The sequence below is a fragment of the Ideonella sp. FW305-24 genome (genome assembly GCF_058788035.1).
Window position 1 is genome coordinate 855,526 of sequence record NZ_JBYTAI010000001.1, and the last position, 24,633, is coordinate 880,158.

The 24,633-nt window shown below is 68.8% G+C and carries 22 protein-coding genes; 8 read left to right on the forward strand and 14 right to left on the reverse strand.

Annotated elements, in window-relative coordinates; translation table 11 throughout:
- Positions 1 to 8 precede the first annotated feature (8 nt).
- The 9 genes from AC3WR5_RS03825 to AC3WR5_RS03865 all read right to left on the reverse strand — a co-directional run bounded on the left by AC3WR5_RS03825 (position 9) and on the right by AC3WR5_RS03865 (position 12,476).
- Positions 9 to 4,070 carry an ATP-binding protein gene (locus AC3WR5_RS03825; RefSeq protein WP_492481998.1) on the reverse strand — a complete coding sequence of 1,354 codons (4,062 nt, stop codon included), beginning with the start codon at positions 4,068 to 4,070 and terminating at the stop codon, positions 9 to 11.
- A gap of 19 nt (positions 4,071 to 4,089) precedes the next feature.
- Positions 4,090 to 5,229, reverse strand: coding sequence for an HD domain-containing phosphohydrolase (locus AC3WR5_RS03830; protein WP_310742439.1), 1,140 nt, complete (start codon positions 5,227 to 5,229; stop codon positions 4,090 to 4,092).
- Between the two features lie 196 nt (positions 5,230 to 5,425).
- Positions 5,426 to 6,574: an ABC transporter substrate-binding protein gene (locus AC3WR5_RS03835; protein WP_141287844.1), complete on the reverse strand. Its 1,149-nt coding sequence runs from the start codon at positions 6,572 to 6,574 to the stop codon at positions 5,426 to 5,428.
- A gap of 41 nt (positions 6,575 to 6,615) precedes the next feature.
- Positions 6,616 to 7,251 carry a TetR/AcrR family transcriptional regulator gene (locus AC3WR5_RS03840; RefSeq protein ID WP_492482000.1) on the reverse strand — a complete coding sequence of 212 codons (636 nt, stop codon included), beginning with the start codon at positions 7,249 to 7,251 and terminating at the stop codon, positions 6,616 to 6,618.
- A 7-nt stretch (positions 7,252 to 7,258) separates the two neighbouring features.
- A complete protein-coding gene (paaI, locus tag AC3WR5_RS03845) occupies positions 7,259 to 7,735 on the reverse strand; it encodes a hydroxyphenylacetyl-CoA thioesterase PaaI (RefSeq protein WP_141287838.1) in 477 nt (158 codons plus the stop codon).
- A gap of 6 nt (positions 7,736 to 7,741) precedes the next feature.
- On the reverse strand, positions 7,742 to 8,536 hold the full coding sequence (locus AC3WR5_RS03850; RefSeq protein WP_492482002.1) for an enoyl-CoA hydratase-related protein: 795 nt from the start codon (positions 8,534 to 8,536) through the stop codon (positions 7,742 to 7,744).
- A 139-nt stretch (positions 8,537 to 8,675) separates the two neighbouring features.
- On the reverse strand, positions 8,676 to 9,032 hold the full coding sequence (locus AC3WR5_RS03855) for a hypothetical protein (RefSeq protein ID WP_141287840.1): 357 nt from the start codon (positions 9,030 to 9,032) through the stop codon (positions 8,676 to 8,678).
- A 73-nt stretch (positions 9,033 to 9,105) separates the two neighbouring features.
- Positions 9,106 to 11,886: a serine/threonine protein kinase gene (locus tag AC3WR5_RS03860; RefSeq protein WP_492482004.1), complete on the reverse strand. Its 2,781-nt coding sequence runs from the start codon at positions 11,884 to 11,886 to the stop codon at positions 9,106 to 9,108.
- On the reverse strand, positions 11,886 to 12,476 hold the full coding sequence (locus tag AC3WR5_RS03865; RefSeq protein WP_141287842.1) for an ECF-type sigma factor: 591 nt from the start codon (positions 12,474 to 12,476) through the stop codon (positions 11,886 to 11,888). The genes AC3WR5_RS03860 and AC3WR5_RS03865 overlap by 1 nt, the downstream gene beginning before the upstream one ends.
- 272 nt (positions 12,477 to 12,748) lie before the next feature.
- On the opposite strand from AC3WR5_RS03865, the gene AC3WR5_RS03870 reads away from it, so the two are divergent.
- Positions 12,749 to 13,285, forward strand: coding sequence for a nucleotidyl cyclase domain-containing protein (locus tag AC3WR5_RS03870; protein ID WP_492482006.1), 537 nt, complete (start codon positions 12,749 to 12,751; stop codon positions 13,283 to 13,285).
- Positions 13,286 to 13,323: 38 nt separating this feature from the next.
- Here AC3WR5_RS03870 and dxs read toward each other — a convergent pair whose 3' ends face one another.
- Genes dxs through xseB form a run of 3 tightly spaced genes read right to left on the reverse strand, consistent with a single transcriptional unit; the run spans position 13,324 to position 16,391 of the window.
- Positions 13,324 to 15,216 (reverse strand): 1-deoxy-D-xylulose-5-phosphate synthase, encoded by a 1,893-nt coding sequence (gene dxs / locus AC3WR5_RS03875; protein WP_492482008.1) that lies wholly within the window; start codon positions 15,214 to 15,216, stop codon positions 13,324 to 13,326.
- A 51-nt stretch (positions 15,217 to 15,267) separates the two neighbouring features.
- On the reverse strand, positions 15,268 to 16,155 hold the full coding sequence (locus tag AC3WR5_RS03880; protein ID WP_141288387.1) for a polyprenyl synthetase family protein: 888 nt from the start codon (positions 16,153 to 16,155) through the stop codon (positions 15,268 to 15,270).
- Positions 16,152 to 16,391 carry an exodeoxyribonuclease VII small subunit gene (gene xseB, locus AC3WR5_RS03885; protein ID WP_492482010.1) on the reverse strand — a complete coding sequence of 80 codons (240 nt, stop codon included), beginning with the start codon at positions 16,389 to 16,391 and terminating at the stop codon, positions 16,152 to 16,154. The genes AC3WR5_RS03880 and xseB overlap by 4 nt, the downstream gene beginning before the upstream one ends.
- 252 nt (positions 16,392 to 16,643) lie before the next feature.
- On the opposite strand from xseB, the gene AC3WR5_RS03890 reads away from it, so the two are divergent.
- The 7 genes from AC3WR5_RS03890 to AC3WR5_RS03920 all read left to right on the forward strand — a co-directional run bounded on the left by AC3WR5_RS03890 (position 16,644) and on the right by AC3WR5_RS03920 (position 22,289).
- Positions 16,644 to 17,765: an aromatic ring-hydroxylating oxygenase subunit alpha gene (locus AC3WR5_RS03890; protein WP_492482012.1), complete on the forward strand. Its 1,122-nt coding sequence runs from the start codon at positions 16,644 to 16,646 to the stop codon at positions 17,763 to 17,765.
- 130 nt (positions 17,766 to 17,895) lie between these two features.
- Entirely contained in the window at positions 17,896 to 18,153 is a 258-nt protein-coding gene (bufA2, locus tag AC3WR5_RS03895; protein WP_492482014.1) for a BufA2 family periplasmic bufferin-type metallophore, read from the forward strand.
- A gap of 123 nt (positions 18,154 to 18,276) precedes the next feature.
- Positions 18,277 to 19,134: an MNIO family bufferin maturase gene (gene bufB / locus AC3WR5_RS03900; protein ID WP_492482016.1), complete on the forward strand. Its 858-nt coding sequence runs from the start codon at positions 18,277 to 18,279 to the stop codon at positions 19,132 to 19,134.
- Positions 19,131 to 19,937 carry an HvfC/BufC family peptide modification chaperone gene (locus AC3WR5_RS03905; protein ID WP_492482018.1) on the forward strand — a complete coding sequence of 269 codons (807 nt, stop codon included), beginning with the start codon at positions 19,131 to 19,133 and terminating at the stop codon, positions 19,935 to 19,937. Before bufB ends, AC3WR5_RS03905 begins: the two co-directional genes overlap by 4 nt.
- A 176-nt stretch (positions 19,938 to 20,113) precedes the next feature.
- Positions 20,114 to 20,320, forward strand: coding sequence for a hypothetical protein (locus tag AC3WR5_RS03910; RefSeq protein ID WP_141288392.1), 207 nt, complete (start codon positions 20,114 to 20,116; stop codon positions 20,318 to 20,320).
- A gap of 62 nt (positions 20,321 to 20,382) precedes the next feature.
- Positions 20,383 to 20,874, forward strand: coding sequence for a DUF3717 domain-containing protein (locus AC3WR5_RS03915; protein WP_492482021.1), 492 nt, complete (start codon positions 20,383 to 20,385; stop codon positions 20,872 to 20,874).
- Complete coding sequence (locus AC3WR5_RS03920; protein ID WP_492482023.1) at positions 20,871 to 22,289, forward strand: MATE family efflux transporter; 1,419 nt, start codon at positions 20,871 to 20,873, stop codon at positions 22,287 to 22,289. The genes AC3WR5_RS03915 and AC3WR5_RS03920 overlap by 4 nt, the downstream gene beginning before the upstream one ends.
- A 1-nt stretch (position 22,290) precedes the next feature.
- On the opposite strand, the gene AC3WR5_RS03925 is transcribed toward AC3WR5_RS03920, so the two are convergent.
- Both AC3WR5_RS03925 and AC3WR5_RS03930 read right to left on the reverse strand, forming a co-directional pair.
- Complete coding sequence (locus tag AC3WR5_RS03925) at positions 22,291 to 23,796, reverse strand: sensor histidine kinase (protein WP_231012124.1); 1,506 nt, start codon at positions 23,794 to 23,796, stop codon at positions 22,291 to 22,293.
- 86 nt (positions 23,797 to 23,882) lie between these two features.
- The gene (locus AC3WR5_RS03930) at positions 23,883 to 24,590 is read right to left on the reverse strand and encodes a response regulator (protein ID WP_141291081.1); all 708 of its coding nucleotides are present in this window, start codon (positions 24,588 to 24,590) and stop codon (positions 23,883 to 23,885) included.
- Positions 24,591 to 24,633: the final 43 nt, after the last annotated feature.

A 24,633-nucleotide genomic window follows, 5' to 3' on the forward strand; every position in this document is an offset into this window, starting at 1 on the left:
GGACAGTTCTACTCGGCGGGCTGGGTGAGCGACTGCAGCGCGGCTTCGTAGTCGAAGCGCTGCAGGTCCTGGTTCAGGCGCTGCAGCTGCGCCTCGCCCAGGGCCCGCCGCAGCACGGCTTCGTGGGCCTGCGCAAAAGCGCCCGCGGCCAGGTGCCCGGTCGCCAGGTGTTCACGCAGTTGCATCAGCACCTGCTCGGGGCTGATCCAAGGCTGGGCTGAGGCGCGTTCGTCGCCAGCCGGCGTGGCGCCTGGCTCGCTGTCGGCCTGGGCCAACGCAGCCAGCAGCGGCACCAGGCTCGCCTGGAGGGCCTCGACCAGGCGGGCCAGCGCGGCCGGTTCGACGGGCGCTGCTTCGGTTTCGCCGCGCAGCGCCAGCTCCAGCCTGCGGGCGGCTTCGGTCAGCGCTTCGGCACCGATCGCGCCGGCCGCGCCCTTGAGCGAATGCGCAGCCAGCCGCAGGCCGGCGGCGTCGCGTTCAGCCAGCAGGCTGGTCAGCCTGGCGGCATCGTCGGCATGGCTGCGGGCAAAGGCCTTCAGCACCCGCTGGTACAGCGCCGGGTCGCCACCGCAGACCTGCAGGCCGCGGGCCAGGTCCAGCCCTTCGACCTGCGGCAGGCTGGCTTCGCTGCCGGCCGCCGCTGCAGGCAGCGGCAGTGCCGGCAGCCACTGCAGCAGGCAGCGGTACAAGGTGTCGGGGTCGACCGGCTTGCGGATGAAGCCGTTCATGCCGGCGGCTTCGCAGGCCTGGCGGTCGTCGTCGAAGGCATTGGCCGTCAGCGCGACGATGGGCAGCCCGGCCAGCGCCGGCTCGGCACGCATCGCGCGGGTAGTGTCCAGCCCGTCCAGCACCGGCATCTGCATGTCCATCAGCACCAGCGCATGGCCCTGGCCTTCGCGCTGGGCCTGGCGGGCCATGTGCAGCGCCTGCTGGCCGTCGCCTGCGGTGTCCACGGTCAGGCCCACGGCCTGCAGCAGGTCGACCATGACCTCGCGGTTGACCGCGTTGTCCTCGGCCAGCAGCACCCGCGCCTTGCTGCGCCGGTTGCGCAGCTGCTGCGCCGCCTCGCCGCGTTGGCCCGGCATGGCCACCCGCGCATACGGCAGGCCGCGCTGGCACCAGGCGCTGAACCAGAAGGTGCTGCCTTGCCCCGGCTTGCTGGACACGCCGGCTTCGCCGCCCATCAGCCCGGCCAGCCGGCGCACGATGGCCAGGCCCAGCCCGGTGCCGCCAAAGCGCCGGGTGGTGGACAGGTCGGCCTGCTCGAAGGCCTCGAAGACACGGCCGGCCTGGTCGGCCGACAGGCCGATGCCAGTGTCGCGCACCTCCAGCCGCAGTTGCACGCCAGCGGCGCTCTGCTGCAGCACCCGGGCCGACAGCCGCACCTCGCCGCGCTCGGTGAACTTGACCGCGTTGCCGGCGTAGTTGAGCAGGGCCTGGCGCAGCCGGGTGGCGTCCCCGCGCAGCCACAGCGGTGGCTCGACCGGCTCGACCCACACCGCCAGGCCGCGCGCCTGGGCCGGCTGCAGCACCAGCGTGCGCACTTCGTCGAGCAGCACGCCGAGCGAGAAGTCCACCGCCTCCAGCTCCACGCGGCCGGCCTCGATCTTGGACAGGTCCAGCACGTCGTTGAGGATGGACAGCAGGTGGTAGGCCGCGGCGTCGATCTTGTCCAGGCGCTCGGCCTGCAGCGGCGTGGTGTCGGCGTCGCGCAGCAGGTGGGTCAGGCCGATGACCGCGTTCATCGGCGTGCGGATCTCGTGGCTCATGTTGGCCAGGAAACTGGTCTTGGCGGTGTTGGCGGCTTCGGCGCGCAGCCTGGCATCGGCCAGCTCGGTGGTGCGGCGCTGCACCAGCTCTTCGAGGTGGTTGCGGTGCTGGTCCAGCTCGTCGAGCAGGCGGCGCTGCTCGGTCACATCCTGCACAAAGCCTTGCAGCACGGCCTGCTGGCCGGGACCGGAGGCAGCCGCCAGCTCGGCCGGCAGGCCGACCACGCGCAGGCTGCGCTGGCGGCCACCGGGCAGCATCAGCGGCTGCTCCAGGTCAAAAGGCTGGCCGCCGGCCAGGCCAGCGTCGATCGCCGCGCTGAGACGCTGCCGCTCCTCGGGCCGGCACAGCGCCAGCAGCTTGGCCAGCGTGACCGGCCGGCCGTTGGCCTGGCCCAGCATGCGCGAAACCTCGTCGGTCCAGGCTTCGCTGAGACCCGCCCCCGGCAGGCCAGTCAGCCGGAAGCCGCCGATGCGGGCCATGGTGCTGACCTGGTGCAGCATCTCGTCCTGGTCGCGCAGCTGCTGCTCGGCGCGCATGCGCTCGGTGATGTCGCGCAGGATGCCGAACAGGCCGATGACCTCGCCGCGCGCATCGCGCAGCGGCCCCTTGGTGCTGAGGAAGGTGCGCTCGCCCAGCACCGTGGAGATGCGCTCTTCGGCGGTGAAGACCTGCTGCTCGCGCATCACCCGGTTGCAGGATTCTTCGCGCTCGCGGGCCATCTCAGGCGGGAAGATCTCGTGGTCCAGCCGGCCCAGCACCTGCTGCTCCGTCAGCCCGGTGACGGCGCAGGCCTCGCGGTTGAACAGCAGGTAGCGGCCCTGCATGTCCTTGGCGTAGATCACGTCGGTCGAGCTGTCCGACAAGGCCTGCACCAGGCGCAGCGCCTGCAGTTGCTGGGCCTGGTCGTGGCGCTCGCGCTGGGTGGCGGCGAGCTGGCGGCGCTGGCGTGCCTGCCACAGCACACCGGCCACGATGACCAGCGTCAGCAGCCCGGCCAGGCCGATCCAGGTCAGGTCCTGGGCCGCACCGGCGCGCACCTCGGCTTCGTCGATCTTGGCCAGCAGCAGCCAGTCGCTGCCCTCGACCGGCCGGGCCACCGCCAATGCGGGCTCGCCGGCATAGTCCTCACCTTCCAGCAGCTGGCCCACACGCCCGGGGTGCAGCAAGGCCTGGGCTTCGAGCGCGTCGGCCTGGCCCAGCGGGCGGCTGCGCCGGCCGGCGGCCTCGGGGTCGCGCCGCAGCGGGTTCAGGAACAGTGCGCGCTCGCCCTGGCGCGCCACCAGCAAGGTCTCGCCGCTGCGCGTGGGCACCGGCCACTGGCCGAGCGCGCGGACCGAATGCCAGTTGCTGTCCACCCGCAGCACGATGACCGCGGCTTCCCCGCCCGGTGCGCGCGGCAGTGCCGTGAGGAAGTCCAGCCGCAGCACGCCGTCCGGGTCCCGGTAAGGACCGATGCGGCGCAGCCCGCCCTCGCGCGCCAGCTCGCGGGCCAGCGCCTGCAGCTGGGGCGCCAGGCTGACGGCGGCCTGCTCGTCGCGCCGGCCTGGGTCGCCGCCAGGCTGCAGGTTGTCGATCTGCAGCTGCAGCTGGCCCTGCTCGTCGAGCAGCAGCACGTTGCGAAAGCCCTTGTTCTCGGCGAAGGCGATCAGCCGGCTGCGCAGCAGGTCCAGGTCCTTGCTGTCATGGGCGGTGCGCCAGTGCTGGTAGAGCTGGGTCCATGGCATGGCACCGTTGATGAAGCGCAGGTCGCCCATGCGCTCGGTCAGCCAGTCCGACAGCTGGGTGGACTGGGCCAGCGCAATGGCCTGCAGCCGCGCCAGCTCGGTCTGCCGGTGCTGCTGCAGGCTGGCCATCGCAGCGCCCATGGTGACGGTGCCGGTGCCCAGCGCGGCCACCAGCAGCGGCCAGCCCACCGACCAGCCGCGGCGGCGCCGCGGCGGCAGCAGCGAGCCAGGCCGCGCGGTCGAGTAGCGGATGGTCAGGTACAGCAGCACCGAGGTGATGGCGACAAACAGCCAGCCCTTGAGCGTGCCGAGCAGCAGCAGCTGGTCGACATCGGTGACCAGCCAGGCCAGCACGCGGTCAGACAGCAGGATCCACAGCGCGGCAAAGATGGCATAGGCCAGCACGATCAACCCGGCATCGATCTCGCGCGTGGCCATCGCATCGACGGGGTCGACCGGATCAACCGGGCCGGCGATCCCGCCCGGGTCGGCCGGCGGCGGCGGGAGGCTGGCGTCGGCAGCGGCCGGCGCGGCCGGGTCCGGGGCCGTGTCGCGCTGCTCGGCCGCTTCGCTCACGGGTGCAGCTGCCCGCGGTTCAATGCACGCGCGGCGCGACGGCCGGCGGCTTGTCACGGTGCCGGTTGGCAATGTCGACGAAGCGTTCGAACTCGTCTTCGAAGACGTCGACCACCGCCGGGTCGAAATGGCTGCCGCGGCCATCGTTGATCATGCGCCTGGCTTCGTCGAAGCTCATCGCCCGCTTGTAGACGCGCGGCGAGATCAGCGCGTCGAAGACGTCGGCCACGGCCATCAGGCGGGCGGCGATGGGAATGGACTCGCCCGCCAGGCCGTCGGGGTAGCCGCTGCCGTCCCAGCGCTCGTGGTGCGAGCGGGCGATCTGCTTGGCCAGCGAGAGGAATTCGACCGGCCGGTCGATGTCGCGCTCGGCCTGTTCGATGGCTGCGGCGCCCAGCGCGGCATGGGTCTTCATCGGCTCCCACTCGTCGGCCGTCAAGCGGCCGGGCTTGAGCAGGATGTGGTCGGGGATGCCGACCTTGCCGATGTCGTGCAGCGGTGCCGAGCGGGTCAGCAGCTCGATGGTGTGTTCGTTCAGCGTGGCGGCGAAGCGCGGGTGGTGGCGCAAGGCGCGCGCCAGCAGCTGCATGTAGGCCTGGGTGCGCAGGATGTGGTTGCCGGTTTCCGGGTCGCGGGTCTCGGCCAGGTGGGCCAGCGCGCGGATCGTCACCTGCTGGATCGCGTCGTTCTCGGCCATGCGGCGGGCCACTTCGGCTTCCAGCGCGGCGTTCTGGTCGCGCAGCCATTCGCGCAGCCGGCGCGCGTCGATCTGGCTGCGCACCCGGGCCAGCACGACGGCAGGCTGGATGGGCTTGGCCAGGTAGTCCACCGCCCCGAGGCTCAGGCCATGCTCTTCGTCGCGGGGGTCGTCCAGCGCGGTCAGGAACATCACCGGGATGTCGTGGCTGCGCGGCTCGGCGCGCAGCCGGCGCAGCACTTCGTAGCCGTCCATGCCAGGCATCATCACGTCGAGCAGGATCAGCTCGGGCGTGGGCGCCTGGGTGGCCAGCCGCAGCGCAGCCGGGCCGCTGTTGGCGACCTGCACGATGCAACCCGCACCTTGCAGCACCTCGCCGAGCACCGTGAGGTTCTCCGGCACGTCATCAACAATGAGGACGCGTGCCTGCTCAAGGTTGGACGTCGAGCCAAGTGTTTTCACAAGCCGTCATCCCGTGGCCGAGGCCTCCTCCCAAGCGGCATGCACCATGCGCACCGCCATCGGCCCCGATGGCCCTAGGCTACTCCAGTCAACCCCCTCTACGTCACCCGCAAACCCTTACAGGTTGTGCGCCCCCAAGGACCGTGCTGCGCTCGGCCCAGCGTTTCCTCATGCGCACCCCAGGGCCGACTGCCGCTCAGGGCTGATATTTCCAGGCACCCTTGTCGATCTTGACCAACACCCGGGCCCGCTGGTCCAGGCCCAGGTGGTCGGCGGGGGACATGTTGAAGATGCCGTGCGCGCCGGCCAGCTCCTTGACCTGCTCCAGCGCGTCGCGCAGCGCGGCGCGGAAGGCCGGCGTGCCGGGCTGCCCCTTCTTCAGGGCAACCGGCACCGCCGCGCTCATCAGCAGGCCGGCGTCCCAGGCGTGCGCGCCAAAGGTCGAGACCGAGCCCTTGCCGAAGGCGGCTTCGTATTTGGCAACGTACTCCAGCGCGCTCTTGCGGGCGGGGTGATTGGCCGGCAGCTGATCGGCCACCAGCACCGGGCCGGACGGCAGGAAGGTGCCTTCGACGTTCTTGCCGCCCACGCGCAGGAAGTCGTTGTTGGCCACGCCATGGGTCTGGTAGACCTTGCCGGTGTAGCCGCGCTCGACCAGGCCCGCCTGCGGCAGCGCGGCCGGCGTGCCGGAGCCGGCGATCAGCACCGCGTCTGCGTGTGCACCGACCAGCTTCAGCACCTGCGCGGTGACCGAGGTGTCGGTGCGGTTGTAGCGCTCGTTGGCCACCACCTGCAGGCCCTTCAGGCCGGCAGCCTTGCCGAACTCCTGGTACCAGCCTTCGCCATAGGCATCGGCAAAGCCGATGAAGGCCACCGTCTTGATGCCGTGGTCGGCCATGTGGCTGGCAATGGCCAGCGACATCATGATGTCGTTCTGCGGCGTCTTGAAGACCCAGCGCTTCTTGGCGTCCTGAGGCTCGACGATGCGGGCCGAGGCGGCCATCGAGATCATCGGCACCTGGGCTTCGGCGACCACGTCGATCATCGCCAGCGAGTTCGGCGTGGTGGTCGAGCCGAGCACGATGTCGACCTTGTCCTCGGTGATCAGGCGGCGGGTGTTGGCCACGGCCTTGGTGGTGTCCGAAGCATCGTCCAGCACGATGTAGTTGACCTTCTGGCCGGCGATGGTCGTCGGCATCAGGGTCACGGTGTTCTTCTCGGGAATGCCCAGCGAGGCGGCCGGGCCGGTGGCCGAGACGGTCACGCCGACATTGATGTCGGCCAGCGCCGGGCCGGCCAGCGCCAGCAGTGCGGCGGCTGCCAGGGCTTGCGGCAGCTTGTTCAGGGAAGAAAGGTTCACTTTGCTTGTCTCCGTTGTGGTGATTTTCAGATCGCGGGAACGGTGGCTGGCGGGGCAGCCGCGCCTGCAGCGCGCACGGCGGCCAGCCCGCCGAAGAACAGGTCGGCCACCATCGGCGCCATCTGTTCGTGGGTCAGCGGCTCGCCCGGCCGGAACCAGGTGAACAGCCAGTTGATCATGCCGAACAGCAGCATCGTCAACGGCCGGTGCAGCCCGGCCTCGGCCAGCGCCGGCCGCACCTCGGCGAGGGTCTCGGCAAAGGCCGCGACCACGCTGCGCTGCACGCCCAGCACCTGCTCGCGCCGGGCCGTCTCCAGCAGGTGCACGTCCTCGGTCAAAACGCGGTGTTCGTTCTGCGCGCTGGCGTATTCGCGCACGAAGCGCACGATCAGCTCGCGCAGCCGGGGCTCGGGCGCCAGGCCTTCGTCCAGCACCTGCTGGACCACTGCCGCCAGCCGCCGCACATGGCCCTCGGCCACATGGGCCAGCAGCTCGTTCTTGTCACGCACGTAGTGATACAGCGCGGCCTTGGACATGCCGCAGGCCGCGGCGACCTGGTTCATCGAGGTGGCCACGTAGCCCTGCGCGGCAAACAACGCTGCAGCGCGCTGCAGGATCAGCTCGCGCTGGCCGTCATAGCCGGAGGAGCGAGGCCGGGCCATGCGCCGGTCAGCCAGCCGCCGGGTCACCCGGCGGCAGCTCGACCACGGGCTTGCCCTTCATCGTGTACGAGCGGCCACGGAAGACCGCGATGCGCTCGTCGCGCTGGTTGCGCACCTCGACGTCATACAGCCCGGTGCGGCCGGACTTGCTCAGCTCCACCGCGCGGGCCGTCAGCAGGTCACCCTCGCGGCCGGGTGCGATCAGGTCGACGTTGAAGCCGGAGGCCACGGTCACTTCGTTGTGGGCGTTGCAAGCGAAGGCGAATGCCGAATCGGCCAGCGTGGTGACCAGCCCGCCATGGCAGATGGCGTGGCCGTTGAGCATGTCGGCACGCACGGTCATCTGCATGACTGCCCGGCCGGGCGCGATGGACAGCAGTTGCATGCCCAGTGCCTTGGAGGCCCGGTCGCCGGCCCACATGGCGTCCCGCACCGCTTCGGCAACGCGCTGGGCACGGGCCTGGTCGTCGTCCGTCGACTGCATCGGGTTTCAGCGGTCCCTGAAAGCCGGCACGCGCTTCTGGCGGAAGGCCTCCACACCCTCGGCGAAGTCAGGCGCGTGGCCCAGATCGCGCTGCACACGCGCCTCCAGCGACAGCGCCTGTTCCAGGTCCATCTGGCTGGCCTGGTCCAGCGCACGACGCGTGGCGACCAGGGCCTTGACCGGCATCGCGGCCAGGCGCTGGGCCATGGCCATGGCGGTGTCGGCCAGGTACTTGTCGTCCACGCATTCCCAGATCAGGCCCAGGCGCACCGCGTCTTCGGCGCTCAGCTTGTCGCCGGTCATCGCCAGCCCCAGCGCCATTGGCCGACCCAAGAGGCGCGGCAACAGCCAGGTGCCGCCGCAGTCCGGCACCAGGCCGATCTTCGAGAAGGCCTGGATGAAGCTGGCCGAACGGCCGGCGATCACCATGTCGCACAGCAGCGCCAGGTTGGCACCCGCGCCCGCCGCCACGCCGTTGACCATGGCCAGCACCGGCACCGGCATCTCGCGCAGGCGCAGCGCCAGCGGCTTGTAGTTGGCCTCGATGACAGCGCCCACGTCCACCCGCCCATCGGCGTCAGGCACCATGCCGCTGTCGTTCAGATCCTGCCCGGCGCAGAAGCCGCGCCCGGCGCCGGTGAGCAGCAGCGCCCGCACGCTGCGGTCTTCGGCCGCCGCGTCCAGCGCATTGCGCAACTCGGCGTGCATTGCCGAAGTGAAGCTGTTCAGCGCAGCGGGGCGGTTCAGCGTCAGGGTGCGCACAGCGCCTTGCTGCGCCACCAGAACCAGGGCTTCGGACATCGGGGGGCTCCTATGAGAGGAAACCACCCGATTCGCAATTCACCAACCGGGCGGTCGGTGAATGATAGGCAGGGGCGGAGCGCCGCACAAGGCGCTCAAGCCCGAGCCAGACCCGAGGTTTCCCGGGCTGGGGCGTCGTTTACGGCTTTCCTTCGTTCTGGATCATCGGATCAATGGGCAGCCTGTCAGTAGTGCCAACTTTGCGCACATAGACGTGGTAAGGGTGATCCCCCTTCTTGGTTGCTTTGTTAAAGAGTGCCAGTTCGGTCGCGCTGAGCAGCCAAGGCTGGTATGGGAACTGGCCACTGGGCGTATCGAACAGAAGGGGATCGTCGGGACAGAACTCGTAGCCCTCGGTGGTCAGCGTGTAGACCATCAAAGTGTTGTCCTTCTTAATCGCGGCATCGTGCGGCTCGACATTGCCTTGTTCACTGCCACTGCCATCGGTGGCTGTGGTCACGCTAACGGTCAATAAATAGAGATGGCTGGGTTCCATGGATGCAGTCATGCGAGGTGTGGAATTGGGCAAGATTGGAAGCTCAGGTTGGTTGCCTGTAGCTGATGAAGCGCTACAACTTGTGTTGCAAGCGTTGGCGCAATTCAGAATACAACGGATGGCGAAATGAGCTGTCTCCCAACGCGTTCGCCAAAACTTCTGCCTGCTCAACCTGGCCCAGTCGCAACAACGCATGCGCCAGCAAAGCATCGGCATGGTGATCGCCGCTGCCCGCTCCGACTTTCAATTGATCGCTCGCTTGCCGCCACAAGGCTTGAGCCGCCACCGGGTCGTTGACCAGGCGATCCCCCAACCTCAGCTCAACTTCGGCGACGACGCGCGTTTGATCTCGGCTAAGTCGATTACCCGCATCCTCAAAGCGCTGGACGGTCGCCAAATATTCGCGGGCCTCCTTCTCCAGGCTGCCTGTTTCACCTGGCCCCTTAGGGCCAAGATGACTGAGAAGCCAGCTGCCGCGCAGGGCGATGGCCCATTTAGATTGGGCGATCGCATGTTGATTCTGCGATGTCAAAAGACGCGTCATGCGCGCAAGCAAGATCGGGTCGGAAAACCCAATCAATGAGCCTGACTGCACCCGGCGTAGATCATTGAGCTTGACGCGCGCCAAGCACCACTCCTGAACCCACCGCAGATTGTTCGGCTCAAGTTCAATCAAGGTTTCCAGTTGGGAAGCGGCACTTTCGTGACCGTGCAGTGCCTCATCAATCCTGCCTAGGTTGACAAACAGGTCTCCACGCGCCGTCTCAGCCAAGGCGAGCTGGTACTGCAGCCGCCGGTCCTTTTCCGCCCCCGGTTGCTGGCGCAGCGCCTCGATTTTTGACTGCAGGGATTGCAGAGCACTTGCATAGTCGCCGAGCGCATCTTGCGCATCAGCCTCCCAGCCATAGGCAGTGGCCAGATCGAAGTTGTGGGAAGCCTGCTCACCAGCAATACCTTGCCAAACCTTCCGCGCAGCGACAAAGGTCTGCAAAGCTTCGCGTACCCGGCCGCTATCCAATGCCAGCACGCCAAGATTGTTGTGGGCGTAAGCCTCTTCCAAGCGCCAGTCCAGCTTGCCTGGTTCCAGCTGCGTCAGCTGCCGAGCCAATTGCAGATAACTCCCGAACTGCGCCTCCGCCTCGGGCAACTGGCCCCGCCGCCTTGCCACCCAGCCCACCCAATACACGCTCTGCGCATGGTCAAAGATGCGCTGGGTGTCTTTTGGGTAGCGGGCCAGCAATTCCGCCGTGCTGTCCGCTGCCTCGCGAAACATGCGTTCAGCCTCGGCCAGCTTGCCTTGGGTGTCCGCCACCTCGCCCATCAGATGCAAGGCCCGCGCGCGGCGGCCCAATGCGTCCGGGTCCAGCCGGCTGAGTTGCTGGTCGGCGTAGTAAGCCAGCGCTTTTTCGCCGACGGCGTCGAGCACGTCGAGGCGGCCGACGGGCTCCAGTTTCTTGCGCAGGTCGCCCAGCATGAACTCGATCAGGCCCTCGGCTTGTTCGCGTTGATGGCGGGCTTCGTGGGTTTGCCACAAGGCCAGGCCGAAGCCGGTCGCCAGGCCCAGCGTGGCCAGTGCGCTGGCGCCCACGCCCCAGGGGTGGCGGCGCACGAACTTGGCGCTGCGGTAGAAGCGGCTGTCCGGCCGGGCGCTGATGGGCTCGTTGAGCAGCCAGCGGCGCAGGTCGTCGGCCAATGCTTCGGCATGGGCATAGCGCTCGGCCGGCAGCTTCTTCAGCGCCTTGGCGACGATGGTGTCCAGGTCGCCGCGCAGTTCGCGAACCTGCCGGGCGGCCTGGGCTGGATTCGGCTCGCCGGCCTCACCCGCCTTCGCAGTTCGAGCGGCCTGGTCATGCAGCGCTTCAGAAACCCGCTTGGGCTCGACCTCGATCAGCGCGCGCAGGCGCTCCAGCGGCGTGTCGCCGTGCTGGCCGGTGTGGTGCTCGGTGGGGTGGGCGCCGCTGAGCAACTGGTAGAGCAGCACACCGAGGGCATAGACATCGGTGGCGGTGGTCACTTCGCCGCCCTGCACCTGCTCGGGCGCGGCATACAGGGGGGTGTAGGCATTGCCGGCTCTCTGTGTGAGCTCGGTGGCCGGCGTGGGCATGGGCTGTGTGGCATCACCGGCCAGCAGCTTGGCGATGCCGAAGTCCAGCAGCTTGACCTCGCCTGCGGCAGTGACCAGGATGTTGCTGGGCTTGAGGTCGCGGTGCAGGATCAGGCGGTGCTGGGCATGGGCCACGGCGGCCAGCACGTCCAGGAACAGCGTGATGCGCTGGCGCAGGTCCAGCGCATGCTCGCGGCAATGCTGGTCGATGGGCCGGCCGTCAACGTACTCCAGCACCAGGTAGGGCTGCTGGCCATCGGGGCTGACGCCGGCATCGATCAGCCGGGCAATGTGCGGATGCGCGAGTCGGGCCAGGATCTGCCCTTCGCGTGCAAAGCGGCCCGCGTCGCCCTGGCCCAGCAAACCGCTGGTGAGGAACTTGATGGCCACCTGGCCCTGGTAGCGGCCATCGGTGCGGCTGGCCAGCCACACACTGCCCATGCCGCCCTGGCCCAGCACCCGCTCCAGCGTGTAGACGCCCACCTGCTGGCCGGCCTGCTGGCTGCCAGGCAAGGGGCCCAGCGGCGCAGGTGTGGCGAGGAAGTCGGCCGCGTGCTGTGCCTGTTCCCGGCGCAGCAGCTCGCGCAGATCCTGCATCAGCTCGGGGTCGTGCGCCGCGAGGGTGTCCAGGCGGCCCTGGCGCTGCTCGGCAGGCAGGTCCAGCAGTTCGTCCAGCAGCGGGCTGAGCAACGGCCAGCGGGACTTGTCGATCTCGCGCGGCGGCACGGCAGAAGCGTCGGCCGAGCCCATCACTTCATCGCCATCGAAAGGAACAGCCTGGCCTTGGCCCAGTCACGCTGCACGGTGCGCTCGGTCACGCCCAGGGTTTCAGCGATCTCGGGCTCGGTGAGGCCGGCGAAGTAGCGCATCTCGACCACCTGGGCCAGCCGGGCGTCCATCGCGGCAAGCTCTGCCAGGGCCTCGTGCACACGCAGCACTTCGTCGTCGCGCTGGGGTGCCAGGTCGGCAATGCCGGTGTTGAAGGTGACCTGCTGCAGCGCACCGCCGCGGCGCTCGGCCTGGCGGGCGCGCACCTGGTCGATCACGATGCTGTGCATGACCCTGGCGGCATAACCCAGGAAGTGCTTGCGATCCGGGAAGTCCAGCCCGCCCGCACGCTGCAGCCGCAGGTAGCTCTCGTGCACCAGCGCGGTGGCGTCCAGCGTCAGGTCGCCGGACTGGCGCAGCCGGCTTCCGGCAATGCGGCGCAGGTCGGCATACAGGCGGGCGACGACTTCATCGGCCGCAGCGACGTCCCCCGCGCTGGCCTGGCGCAGCAACCGGGTGATGTCAGCGCCATCCGGCGGAGCGGTGGGGTCGGCGGCGGGCGGAAGCGTCATGAAAACCATCGGCGAGGAACAACGACCGGGCGACAGCAGGCAGCCATGCCACCGCTGGTGCCCGCACTCTATCGCAGGCCAGGCGAAAGTTTTCTGGCTGGCGATGTCGGGATCGCGCGGCCCATCGCGTTTGTGCAGGAGAGAGCCTGTCACGCAACCACGGTCAGGGAGGTCCATGCGAGACCGCCGCCCTGCGTGCCAGGCCCTCGCCCCCGAAGGCAACGCCCGAACGCACGCCGCGCACCATGCCAAAGCCACCTGAGGACCCTGCCATGTATGCCGTTGAAACCCAGTACCTACCCACCCTGCCGGTCATCTTCCAGCAGCGCCAGGCTGAAGATCGGCATGGCCACGGACCCCACACCATGGATCGCCTGAGTTTTGTCCAGCTGGTGCACCGGCACCTGAACCAGGCCCGCCGCCACGGCACCTGCCCTGCCGTGCTGCTGGTGACGCTGCAGGCGGCCGAGGGCCGGCACACGCTCATGGCGCCGGCGCAGCATGCGGAATGGATGCACACGCTGCACGAGCGGCTGCGCCAGCAATTGCGGCGCTCCGACCTGCTGCAGCCGCTGGAGGGCGGCTGCATGGGCGTGCTGCTGCTGGACACGCAGGCAGAGGCCCTGCCCAGGATCCAGCAGCGGCTTCAAAAGACCATGGCGTGGCCGCTTGAAGACGGCGCAGCGGGCCCGAGGCCCCAGTTGCGCATGGGTGCGGCGGCGGACGGCCTGGAGCACGGGCAGGAGCCCAGCGCAGAGGCGTTGGTCTGGGCGGCAGAGCGGGCGCTGCAGCCCATCCAGGTGACCTGAAACAAGGCCTGCGGCGCAAGAGCCGCACCGCAGAACGCTCAGGCTGCGGCGGGCTTCACCAGCGACAGCGGCGGGCCGAAGCGGCGCACCACGGACTGCTCGATGCCGGCGGCGTCCAGGCCGCAGCGGGCCAGCAGCTGCGCGGTGTCGCCGTGTTCGATGAACTGGTCCGGCAGGCCCAGTTGCAACACCGGCACCGCCAGGCCTGCGGCGGCCAGGCACTCCAGCACCGCGCTGCCGGCACCACCGGCGATGCAGCCCTCTTCCACGGTCACGAGGTGGTCGTGGGTGCGGGCGAGTTCGAGCACCAGCGCCTGGTCCAGCGGCTTGACGAAGCGCATGTTGGCAACCGTCGCGCCCAGCTTTTCAGCAGCAGCCAGCGCCGGGTACAGCAGCGTGCCAAAGGCCAGGATGGCAATGCGCGAGCCCTTGCGGCGCACTTCGCCGCGGCCCCAGGGCAGGGTCGACAGCGCAGGCTCGACGGCCACGCCAGCACCCGCGCCGCGCGGGTAGCGCACAGCGGCCGGGCCGGCATGCGCAAACGCGGTGGAGAGCGCCTGGCGGCATTCGTTTTCGTCGGCCGGTGCCAGCACTGCCATGTTCGGCACGCAGCGCAGGTAGGCCAGATCGAAGGCACCGGCGTGGGTGGCACCGTCGGCACCGACCAGGCCGCCGCGGTCCACCGCGAAAACCACCGGCAGGTTCTGGATCGCCACGTCGTGGATCAGCTGGTCATAGCCGCGCTGCAGGAAGGTCGAGTAGATCGCCACCACCGGCTTCAGGCCTTCGCAGGCCAGGCCGGCGGCAAAGGTCACCGCATGCTGCTCGGCAATGCCGACGTCGTGATAACGCTTGGGGAAGCGCTTCTCGAACTCCACGAGGCCGGAGCCTTCGCGCATGGCCGGCGTGATGCCGACCAGGCGTTCGTCCGCCTCGGCCATGTCGCACAGCCACTGGCCGAAGACCTGGGTGAAGGTGGTCTTGGGCGGCGTGGCGGGCTTCTGGATGCCGACCTTGGGGTCGAACTTGCCGGGGCCGTGGTAGTTGACCGGGTCGGCCTCGGCCAGCTCGTAGCCGTAGCCCTTCTTGGTGACCACGTGCAGGAACTGCGGGCCTTTGGCGTCGCGCAGGTTTTCCAGCGTCGGCACCAGCGAATCGAGGTCATGGCCATCGATCGGGCCCACGTAGTTGAAGCCGAATTCTTCAAAGATGGTGCCGGGCACGACCATGCCCTTGGTGTGCTCCTCGAAGCGCTTGGCAAATTCGTACAGCGGCGTGTTGCGCAGCACGCTCTTGGCGCCTTCGCGCGCCGCGGCGTAGAACTTGCCACTCATCAGCCGCGCCAGGTAGCGGTTCAGCGCACCCACCGGTGGCGAGATCGACATGTCGTTGTCATTCAGGATGACCAGCATGTCGGGCAGCCCGGCTGCGCCCTGGTAGCCGCCGTGGTTCAAGGCCTCGAAGGCCATGCCGCCGGTCAGCGCGCCGTCACCAATGACGGCCACGGCCTTGCGGTTTTCTCCCTTCAGCCTCGCGGCATGGGCCATGCCCAGCGCAGCCGAGATCGAGGTCGACGAATGGCCCACGCCAAAGGTGTCGTATTCGCTCTCGCAGCGGCGCGGAAAGCCGCTGATGCCGCCCAGCTGCTTCAGCGTGGCCATGGCTTCGCGGCGGCCGGTCAGGATCTTGTGCGGATAGGACTGGTGGCCCACGTCCCAGACCAGGCGGTCATGCGGCGTGTTGAACACATGGTGCAGCGCAATGGTCAGTTCCACCGTGCCGAGGTTGGACGACAAGTGCCCGCCGGTGCGGCTGACCGATTGCAGCAGGAAGTCGCGCAGTTCCTGGGCCAGGGTCTTGAGCTGCGCACGGCTCATCTGCCGCAGCGCCTCCGGACCCTGGACGCTTTCCAACAGCCTGTTTTGACTCATGCGATTCGCTCCGCTGAACTCTTGTAATGTGCGCTGGCCAGGGTGTCGCCCTCAGTGTTCCCGGTCGACCACCAGGTCGGCCAGCCAGCCCAGGTGCTTCGCGGGCAGCCCGCTGCGCTCCAGCGCCTTCAGCGCCTGCTCGTGCAGCGCGCGGGCATAGGCCAGCGCCGAGTCCAGGCCCAGCACCGAGACATAGGTCGGCTTGTTGGCATCCATGTCCTTGCCCGCCGTCTTGCCCAGCACCTCGCTGACCTGGGTCACGTCGAGGATGTCGTCCATCACCTGGAAAGCCAGGCCGATGGCTGCACCGTATTCGGACAGGGCCTGCCAGGCGGGGGCGCTGATGGTGCCGCAAGCAGCGCCCATCAACACGCTGGCTTGCAGCAGGGCACCCGTCTTGCGGCGGTGCATGTCGCGCAGCACGGTTTCGCTCAGCGGCTTGCCGACGCTGGCCAGGTCGATCGCCTGGCCGCCAGCCATGCCGGCATGGCCAGCGGCACGCGCCAGCAGGCCGACCAGCCGGGCCTGCAATTCGGGCGACACCGAGCCGTCTTCCGGCGTCAGCACCTCGAAGGCCAGCGCCTGCATCGCATCGCCGGCCAGCATGGCCTGGGCCTCGCCATATTGGACATGCACCGTGGGCTTGCCGCGGCGCAGCGCGTCGTCGTCCATGCAGGGCATGTCGTCGTGCACCAGCGAGTAGGCGTGGATCAGTTCGACCGCCACCGCGGCGCGCGTGGCCGCTTCGGCGTGGCCGAGGCTGGCGTCGCAGGCAGCGCGCACCAGCAGCGGGCGCAGGCGCTTGCCGCCGTCCAGCACGGCGTAGCGCATGGCTTGACCCAGGCCGACCGGTGCATCGGCCGGCACCAGGCGGTCGAGCGCTTGCTCGATAGACCGCAGTTCCTCTCGGACCCAGCGATCCAGATCTTCATTCGTCATGCAGCTGCCCAGGGCTTGAGTTGCCCTTCCTCCAGAACCTTGACTTGTACTTCAACTGCCTGAAGCCGCTCGCGGCAGAAGCCCAGCAGCACCGCGCCGCGCTGGTAGCTCTCCAGCAGGCGGTCCAGCGGCATCTGCCCGGTCTCCATCGCCAGCACCAGTTGGTCCAGCTCGGCGACCGCGTCGTCGTAGCTCGCGGGCAGGGGGCTGGCGGATGAAAGCGACTCGCTGGGCATTTCGGCAGGTGAAAATTTAGCGCGATTGTAGTCAGGGTCTGCCCGAGGTCTGGCGGAAGATCCGGTCATGTTGCCGAATGCAAAGCGCATTTGGTGAAAATTCCCATCGTCTGGCAGACCTGTTGCTTTCCCTTGGTTAGAATGCCAGACCGCCCTCTCCTTGCCGAGAGGGCTTTTCATTTGTCACAAACCCATCCGCGGGGCCACCGGGTGGGGGGTTTACAGACATGTTTTTTGGAGATCCTGGGGATCATGTCGGACCTGAGCATCAAGCTGGAAGCTCTGGAGCGCGCGCGCTCGCAACTCTCTGTCAGCACCTACTTCGATGAGGACCTGTTCCGCCGTGAACAAGAACTCATCTTTCAGCACGGACCGCGCTACCTGGCGCACGAACTGTCCGTTCCCGAAATAGGCGACTTCTACGCCCTGCCGCAGGAAGGCGAGGGGCGTGCGCTCGTGCGCTCGCGCAACGGGCTGGAGCTGATCTCGAACGTCTGCCGGCACCGCCAGGCGGTGATGTTGAAGGGCCGTGGCAACACGCGCGCCAACATCGTCTGCCCGCTGCATCGCTGGACTTACGACCTGCAGGGCCAACTGGTGGGTGCACCGCACTTCGATCACGACCCCTGCCTGCACCTGAACAACTACAAGCTGCGAACCTGGAACGGCATGGTCTTCGAGGACAACGGCCGCGACGTGGCCGCCGACCTCGCGCAACTCGGCCCCCGCGCCGACCTGGACTTCTCCGGCTACGTGCTCGATCACGTCGAAAAGCACGTCTGCAACTACAACTGGAAGACCTTCATCGAGGTCTACCTGGAGGACTACCACGTCGGCCCGTTCCACCCAGGCCTGGGCCAGTTCGTCACCTGCGACGACCTGAGCTGGGAGTTCGGCAAGCACTATTCGGTGCAGACGGTGGGCGTCAACGGCGGGCTGGAGCGGGCCGGTTCGCCGGCCTACCAGCGCTGGCACGACGCGGTGATGAAGTTCAACGGCGGCCGGCCGCCCAAGCAGGGCGCGATCTGGCTGACCTACTACCCGAACATCATGATCGAGTGGTATCCGCACGTGCTGACCATCTCGACGCTGTACCCGCAAGGGCCGCAGAAGACGCTCAACGTGGTGGAGTTCTACTACCCCGAGGAGATCGCAGCCTTCGAGCGCGACTTCGTCGAGGCCCAGCGCGCGGCTTACATGGAGACCTGCGTCGAGGACGACGAGATTGCCGAGCGCATGGACGCGGGCCGCCATGCGCTGTTCCAGCGCGGTGACGATGAGGCCGGGCCGTACCAGAGCCCGATGGAAGACGGCATGCAGCACTTCCACGAGTGGTACCGCAAGGTGCTGGGCATGGGCCGCCGGCCCTGGTGAAATTTCTTTTGTGGGTGCTGTAAGAACCGCGCGGCTGGTGCGACTGACGTTCAGCCCGGATGACAAGTCCGGGTCGCCTTCCTGAAGGAAGCGCCGTCTGTTTCTTCATCACCATCACAGGAGTCATCCCATGTTCCATACCGCCAAGACCGGTGTCGCCATCGCTGCTGCCGCTGCTGCCATGTTCACGATGGGCGTGGCCCCGCTGGCCGCGCACGCAGCGGACGGCGCGGTGCACTGCACCGGCGTCAACAGCTGCAAGGGCACGTCCGAGTGCAAGACCGCCAAGAACGAGTGCAAGGGCCAGAACAGCTGCAAGGGCCAGGGCTGGGTCAGCAAGTCCTCGGCTGCGGAATGCACCAAGGCCGGCGGCACCGTGGTCAAGTGACCCCCACGCCCCCCTGCCAGGGGGCTGCCCCCCGAGGGGGCTCGCGCAGCGGACCGGCGAAGCCGGATCCGCGCACGCCACTTGACCATGCGGTGGCGCCTGCGGCGCGCCGCACCTGACACCATGCCCAACTTGACTGGCTTCGGCCTGGGCTTGCGGCCCGAACATTACGCCGACTTCCGCCGGCAACCCGCCCCCGAGTGGGGTGTGGACTGGCTGGAGGTGATCAGTGAAAACTACCTGGTACCCGGCGGCAAGCCGTTGGCCCACCTGGACGCCATCCGCCGTGACGTGCCCATGGTGATGCACGGCGTGTCGCTGTCCATCGGCGGCACCGACCCGCTGGACATCGACTACCTGCGCCAGCTGCGTGCGCTGGCGCAGCGCATCGAGCCCGGCTGGGTCTCGGACCACCTCTGCTGGACCGGCGTGGCCGGCACCCAGCTGCACGACCTGCTGCCGCTGCCCTACACCGAGACCAGCCTGCGCCATGTGGCCAGCCGGGTGCAGCAGGTGCAGGACAGGCTGGGCCGGCCGCTGGTGCTGGAGAACGTCTCCAGCTACGCCGCATGGGCAGGCGACGAAATGAACGAAGCCGAGTTCCTCGCCGCCTTGCTTCGGCGCACCGGCAGCGAGCTGCTGCTGGACGTCAACAACGTCTTTGTCAGCGCGCACAACCACGGCTTCGACGCCAAAGCTTTCATCGACACCCTGCCGCTGGGCCAGGTGCGCCAGCTGCACCTCGCGGGCCACAGCGAGGAAACGCACGGTGGCCGCAGCTGGCTGATCGACACGCATGACCAGCCGGTTTGCGATGGGGTCTGGGATCTGTACCGCCACACGCTGCGCCGCTTCGGCCCGCTGCCCACCATGATCGAACGCGACGACCACATCCCGCCGCTGCCGGAGTTGCTGGCCGAACTCGCGCTGGCACGTGAACATGCCGCGCTGGCCCTGGCCGACTTGCCGGAGGCCGCATGACGCTGGACAGCTTGCGCAATGCCCAGCTCGCACTGGCCGCTTTGATCCAGCAAGCGGAGGCGCCACCCGCCGCCGCCTTGCCGCCGCTGCTGCGCGCACTGCACGGCAGGCCCGAGTCGCCGCAGGTCTCGCTGGGCATCTACCGCAACGCCTGGCGCGGCCGCCTGATTGAAGCGCTGCGTTCCAACTACCCCGTGCTGCACCGCGTGCTGGGCGACGACGACTTCGCCGAGCTGGCCATGGGCTTCATCGCACATCACCCGCCGCACACGCCGTCCATCCGTTGGTTCGGCGCCGCGTTGCCCGCTTACCTGCAGCAACAACCGAATGCGCTGCCCCACCCTGCACTGTCCGACCTGGCCCGCATGGAGTGGGCGCTGGGCCTGAGCTTCGACGCGGCCGACGCCGCACCGCTGGATGGCGCGCAGCTCGCCACGCTGGCGCCGCAAGACTGGGTCGGCCTGCGCTTGGCCGCCCATGCTTCGCTGCAGTTGCTGGAACTCGACTGGGCCGTCGAGCCGCTCTGGCAGCAGCTCACGCATGCGCCGGAAGATGCAGACACCAAGCCGCCCGAGCTGCTGCAGCACCAGTTGCTGATCTGGCGCCAGGCGCTGGACACCCGCTGGCGTTCGCTGCAGACCGAAGAAGCCGCGCTGCTGCAGGCCACGCTGGCCGGTGTGCCGTTTGGCGAGCTGGGCCATGTGGCGGCGCAGCAGGTCGGGGACGAAGCCGCACCTGGCCTGCTGGCCTCGGCGCTGCAGACCTGGGTCAACCAGGGACTGCTGGTGATGCAGGTCAGGTAAGCGCCCGTCACATCCGGCAGCGCACAAAAAACCTGCTTGCTTGCGTGAATTCATCGCATCCGGAACGGCCCCGACGCGGGTTTTCCTTGGAAGGAAAGCCAACCTGTCGGCGGACGCCATCCCTAGAATCAGTCCCTCGTCCCCACGCCTTGCCACGCCGACAGAGGAGCACCCCCATGTTCGACGATCTGGAAGACGGTTCGCACCTTGGCCTTTGGGTCACCGCAGGTCTGCTGGTCATGCTGTTGTTGGGCTTGGTAGGCGGGCTATGGGTGCAGCAGCACCGAGCAGCGAAAACGCTTCGCGTCAGTTCCGGTCCGCACCTCAGCGCGCCGGCGCCAGCCGTATTGGCCGATACCCAGCCAGGCATGCAGCTCCGCTGAAAGTCCGCCAGCGATGCCCTGGTGGGCAGCAGGGTGGCGCGCCGCGCCACAATACCGCCCCCATGCCCGGCATTCACATCACCGACATCGAATCGGCCATCAACTGGTGGCGCGAGCGCTCTCCTTCTGCCGACGGCATCTCCGCCTGCCCCGAAGTCCGGGCGCTGGCCGAGGTCTATGCGCTGATGGTCTACTACCACGAGCCCGAGGCAGACGAGGCCAGCATGCCCGCGCGCGCCCGCGCTGCCTGGCTGGACTGGTACGCCAGCACGCCGGACGCGCCCTGCATCGCCATCTGCTCGACCGCCCAGGGCGACCCGATCTGCAAAGGCTGCGGCCGCAGTGAAGACGAGGTGCAGCACTGGCCGCTGCTGAGCCCGGTGGAAAAGCGCCAGGTCTGGCGCCGCATCACGCTGGACGCCAAGGCCTGGCGCTTCAATCGCTATGCGGAGCGCGCGCGGCTGTCTGGAGGCAGCCCGCAGGAGCCGCCACCCGACCCCCAGGCTGAACCAGCCTCCCATTCCAGCCCGCAGCCGACAGGCGGCCCTCGGTGAGCCGCGTGCTCCCCGCCCAGGGCGCAGGCCATGCCAGCGCTGGCAGCCGCTTCGCGCGCTGGCAGGCCGACGTGCGCGAGCTTTTGCCACTGGCCTGGCCGGTGGTCATCGGCCAGTTGGCGATGCTGGCCTTCAACACCATGGACACGATGATGGTGGCGCGCCATTCGCAGGCCGACCTGGCTGCGTTTGCGGTCGGCGCCGCGGCCTACATCACCGTCTTCATCGGCTTCATGGGCGTGCTGCTGTCCGTCGCGCCGCTGGCCGGGCAGCTGTTCGGCGCCGGGCGCATGGAAGCCGCAGGCGACCAGGTGCACCAGGGCATCTGGCTGGCGCTTGCGCTGTCGGTGCTGGGCTGCCTGCTGCTGACCTTTCCGCAGCCCTTCCTGTGGCTGGCCAAGGCCACGCCCGAGGTCGCCGCCAAGGTCAGGGGCTACCTGCTGGCACTGGCCTGCTCGCTGCCGGCCGCGCTGATCTTCACCGTGGTGCGCGGCTTCAACACCGCCGTCTCGCGGCCCAAGGCGGTGATGCTGCTGCAGGTGGGCGGGCTGGCGCTGAAGCTGCCTGTGACCGCGCTGCTGGTCTTTGGCGTGCCGTCGCTGGGACTGGCGCCACTGGGCGTGACAGGCTGCGGCATAGGCACCGCCACGGCACTGTGGGCCCAGTTGCTGGGCGCCTGGTGGCTGATGCGGCGCGACCCGTTCTACGCGCCCTTCCAGCTCTGGCGGCGTGGCCTGCATGCGCCGCACTGGCCGGCCCTGAAAGCGCTGCTGCGGCTGGGCGTGCCCATGGGGGCGTCCATCCTGGTGGAGGTCACCGCCTTCAGCTTCATGGCCTTGTTCATCGCCCGGCTCGGCACCGTGGCGGTGGCCGGCCACCAGATCGCCATCAACCTGGTCTCGATGCTGTTCATGGTGCCGCTGGCGCTGGCCAACGCCACCAGCACGCTGGTCGCACAGCGCATTGGTGCCGGGGACCTGCCGCACGCGCGCCGGCTGGGCTGGCACGGCCTGGTGCTGGGCATGCTGCTGGCCGCGCTGCTGGGCGGCGCGGTATTCATCGGCCGGCGCGCGGTGGTCGGCCTGTACACGGCAGACCTGGCGGTGGTGGCTGCCGCGCTGCCGCTGCTGGCCTGGCTGGCGCTGTTCCATGTGGTGGACGCGATGCAGACCATCGTCGCCTACACGCTGCGCGCCTGGCGCATTGCCACCGCGCCCATGGTCATCTACGCCTGTGCACTGTGGGGCGTGGGCCTGGGCGGCGGCTATGCGCTGGCCTTCAACCTGAGCGGCACGGTGCCGGAGTCGCTGCAAGGGGCGCCCGGCTTCTGGACCGCCGCCTTTGCCGGCCTGACGGTCGCCAGCCTGGGGCTGACCGGCTTCATGGCGCTGGTCCTGCGCCGCACGGCAAGCTGATTCAGCGCCGCGGCGACAGCACCAGCAGCCGGTCTGCCGGCAGCGTGATCATGAAGCAGCTGCCGCCGCCTTCTTGCGGCAGGCAGCTCACCTCGCCGCCATGCCGGCGCGCGATCTGCCGCACCAGCGCCAGCCCCAGGCCCACGCCGCCTTCGCGCTCGGCATGGCCGGCCATGCGGTAGAACGGCTCGAAAATGCGCTCGCGCTCTTCCTCCGGCACGCCCGGCCCGCGGTCGCAGACCCGCAACAGGACGCGCCCGCCGCCCGCTTCCTGGTGCAGCGTGGCGCTGATCTCGGCGCCACCGTAGCGGCGCGCGTTTTCCAGCAGGTTGCGCACCGCGCGGCGCAGCAGCCGGTCGCTGCCCTTGACGATCAAGGCATCGCCAGTCACCTCGGCCTGCACCCGCGCGCCCTCCTCGGCCAGCAGGCCCAGCAGGTCGACCGGGTCACCCAGGTCCATTGCCGCACCCGCCTCCAGCCGGCTCGACAACAGCACTTCCTCGACCAGCGCGTCCAGCTCGCCGATGTTGACGTTGATCTCGCGCCGCAGCGACTTCTTCAGCGCCGGTGGCGCGTCGTCCTCGAACATCGAGATCGCCATCTTCAGCCGCGCCAGCGGCGAGCGCAGCTCGTGGCTGGCATTGGCCAGCAGGCTCTGGTTGGCCTGCATCAGCGTTTGCAGGCGGGCGGCGGCCTGGTTGAAGCTGGTCGCCAGCGCCGCCACTTCGTCGCGCCCTTCTTCCTTGACGCGGTGGTCCAGCGCCCCGGCGCCAAAAGCCTCCACGCCGCGCTTCAAGGCCTCCAGCCGCCGGGTCAGCCCCCGCACCACGGGATAGGCGCCAGCCGCCACGGCAATGAACAGCAGCATCAGCAACACCAGCAAACCCACGCTGGCCGGCCACTCGCGCGGCAGCCCCGGCATGTCCCAGCCAAACGGCATCGCGGTGCGGCTGACGATGCGCCGGTTCATCAGGCTGCCGCGGTCCTCCCCGGGCGGCGGGCCGCCCAGGCCATCCGGCGGCGCGCCAGGCGGCCCCTGCAGCTCGGCCCCCCCACCGGGACCACCAGGTACATCGCCCGGGCGTGGCCCATCGTCCAGGTCACCGCGCGGGCCCCGGAAGTCCCGCATCGGCGGCCGCATGATCCACAGCTTGCGGCCATCGTCGAGCTGCAACATGACGGGCCGGCCGCGGCCCTCGGCCAACAGGCGGGTATAGCTCTCGGACTGGGCAATCACCTTGCCGCGCTGGTCGCTGAGCGCCAAGGGCATGCGCAGCCGCTGCGACCATTCCTGCAAGGCCTTGGCCTGGTCCTGGCTGGGGGCATCCCGCTCGGGCAGCGAGTTCTGGATCAGTGTGCCCCAGCCCGCCATGCGCTCGGCCATTGCCGCCTCGGCACGGGTGTGCTCCTGCTCCAGGTGCCGCTGCAGCAGCCAGCCGGAAACCAGCGCAAACAAGGCCAGGGCGGCCACCACGGTGAGCCAGATGCGCAGGTAGAGGGATTTCAAGGCGTCTTCACGACAACTGCCGGCGCAAGGCCGGCAGCGTCAATCTCCAGGGGAAGTGGGGCAGGCAGGGCCGCGGGATGCAAGCCTCAATCGGCATCCTGCTTGCGGGCAAAGACGTAGCCGGTGCCGCGCACCGTCAGCACCCGCTTCGGGTTCTTCACGTCGTCCTCGATCACCGAGCGAATGCGCGAGATGTGCACGTCGATCGAACGGTCGAAGGCTTCCATCGGGTGGCCCTTCAGCGCATCCATGATCTGGTCGCGGCTCAGCACCCGGCCGGGGCTCTGTGCCAGCACCACCAGCAGCTCGAACTGGTGGCCGGTCAGGTCGCAGCGCTTGCCGTCCAGCCGGGCCTCGCGGGCGCCCAGGTCGATCTCCAGCCGGCCAAAGCGCAGCAGTTCCTCGCTGACCTGGTCGGGGGCTGCGCGGCGCAGCAAGGCCTTGACGCGAGCCAGCAACTCGCGCGGCTCGAAAGGCTTGGGCAGGTAGTCGTCCGCGCCGATCTCCAGGCCGACGATGCGGTCCATCGGCTCGCCGCGGGCCGTGAGCATCAGCAGCGGCAGGCGGCGCAGCCTGGCGTCGGCGCGCAGTTCGCGCGTCAGGTCCAGGCCGTCGCCGTCGGGCAACATCAGGTCCAGGACCAGCGCATCGACCGGGGTGCCACGCAGTTTCACGCGGCCCTCGGCCAGCGAGCTGGCGGTTTCAACGTCGAAGCCGTGGCCGCGCAGGTAGTCACCCACCATCGCGGTCAGCCGGGTGTCGTCGTCGATCAGCAGGAGTTTGGCTGCAGACATCTCGATCGGTGCACCGAGGCCAGGACCGCCCTGGCGGGCGAGG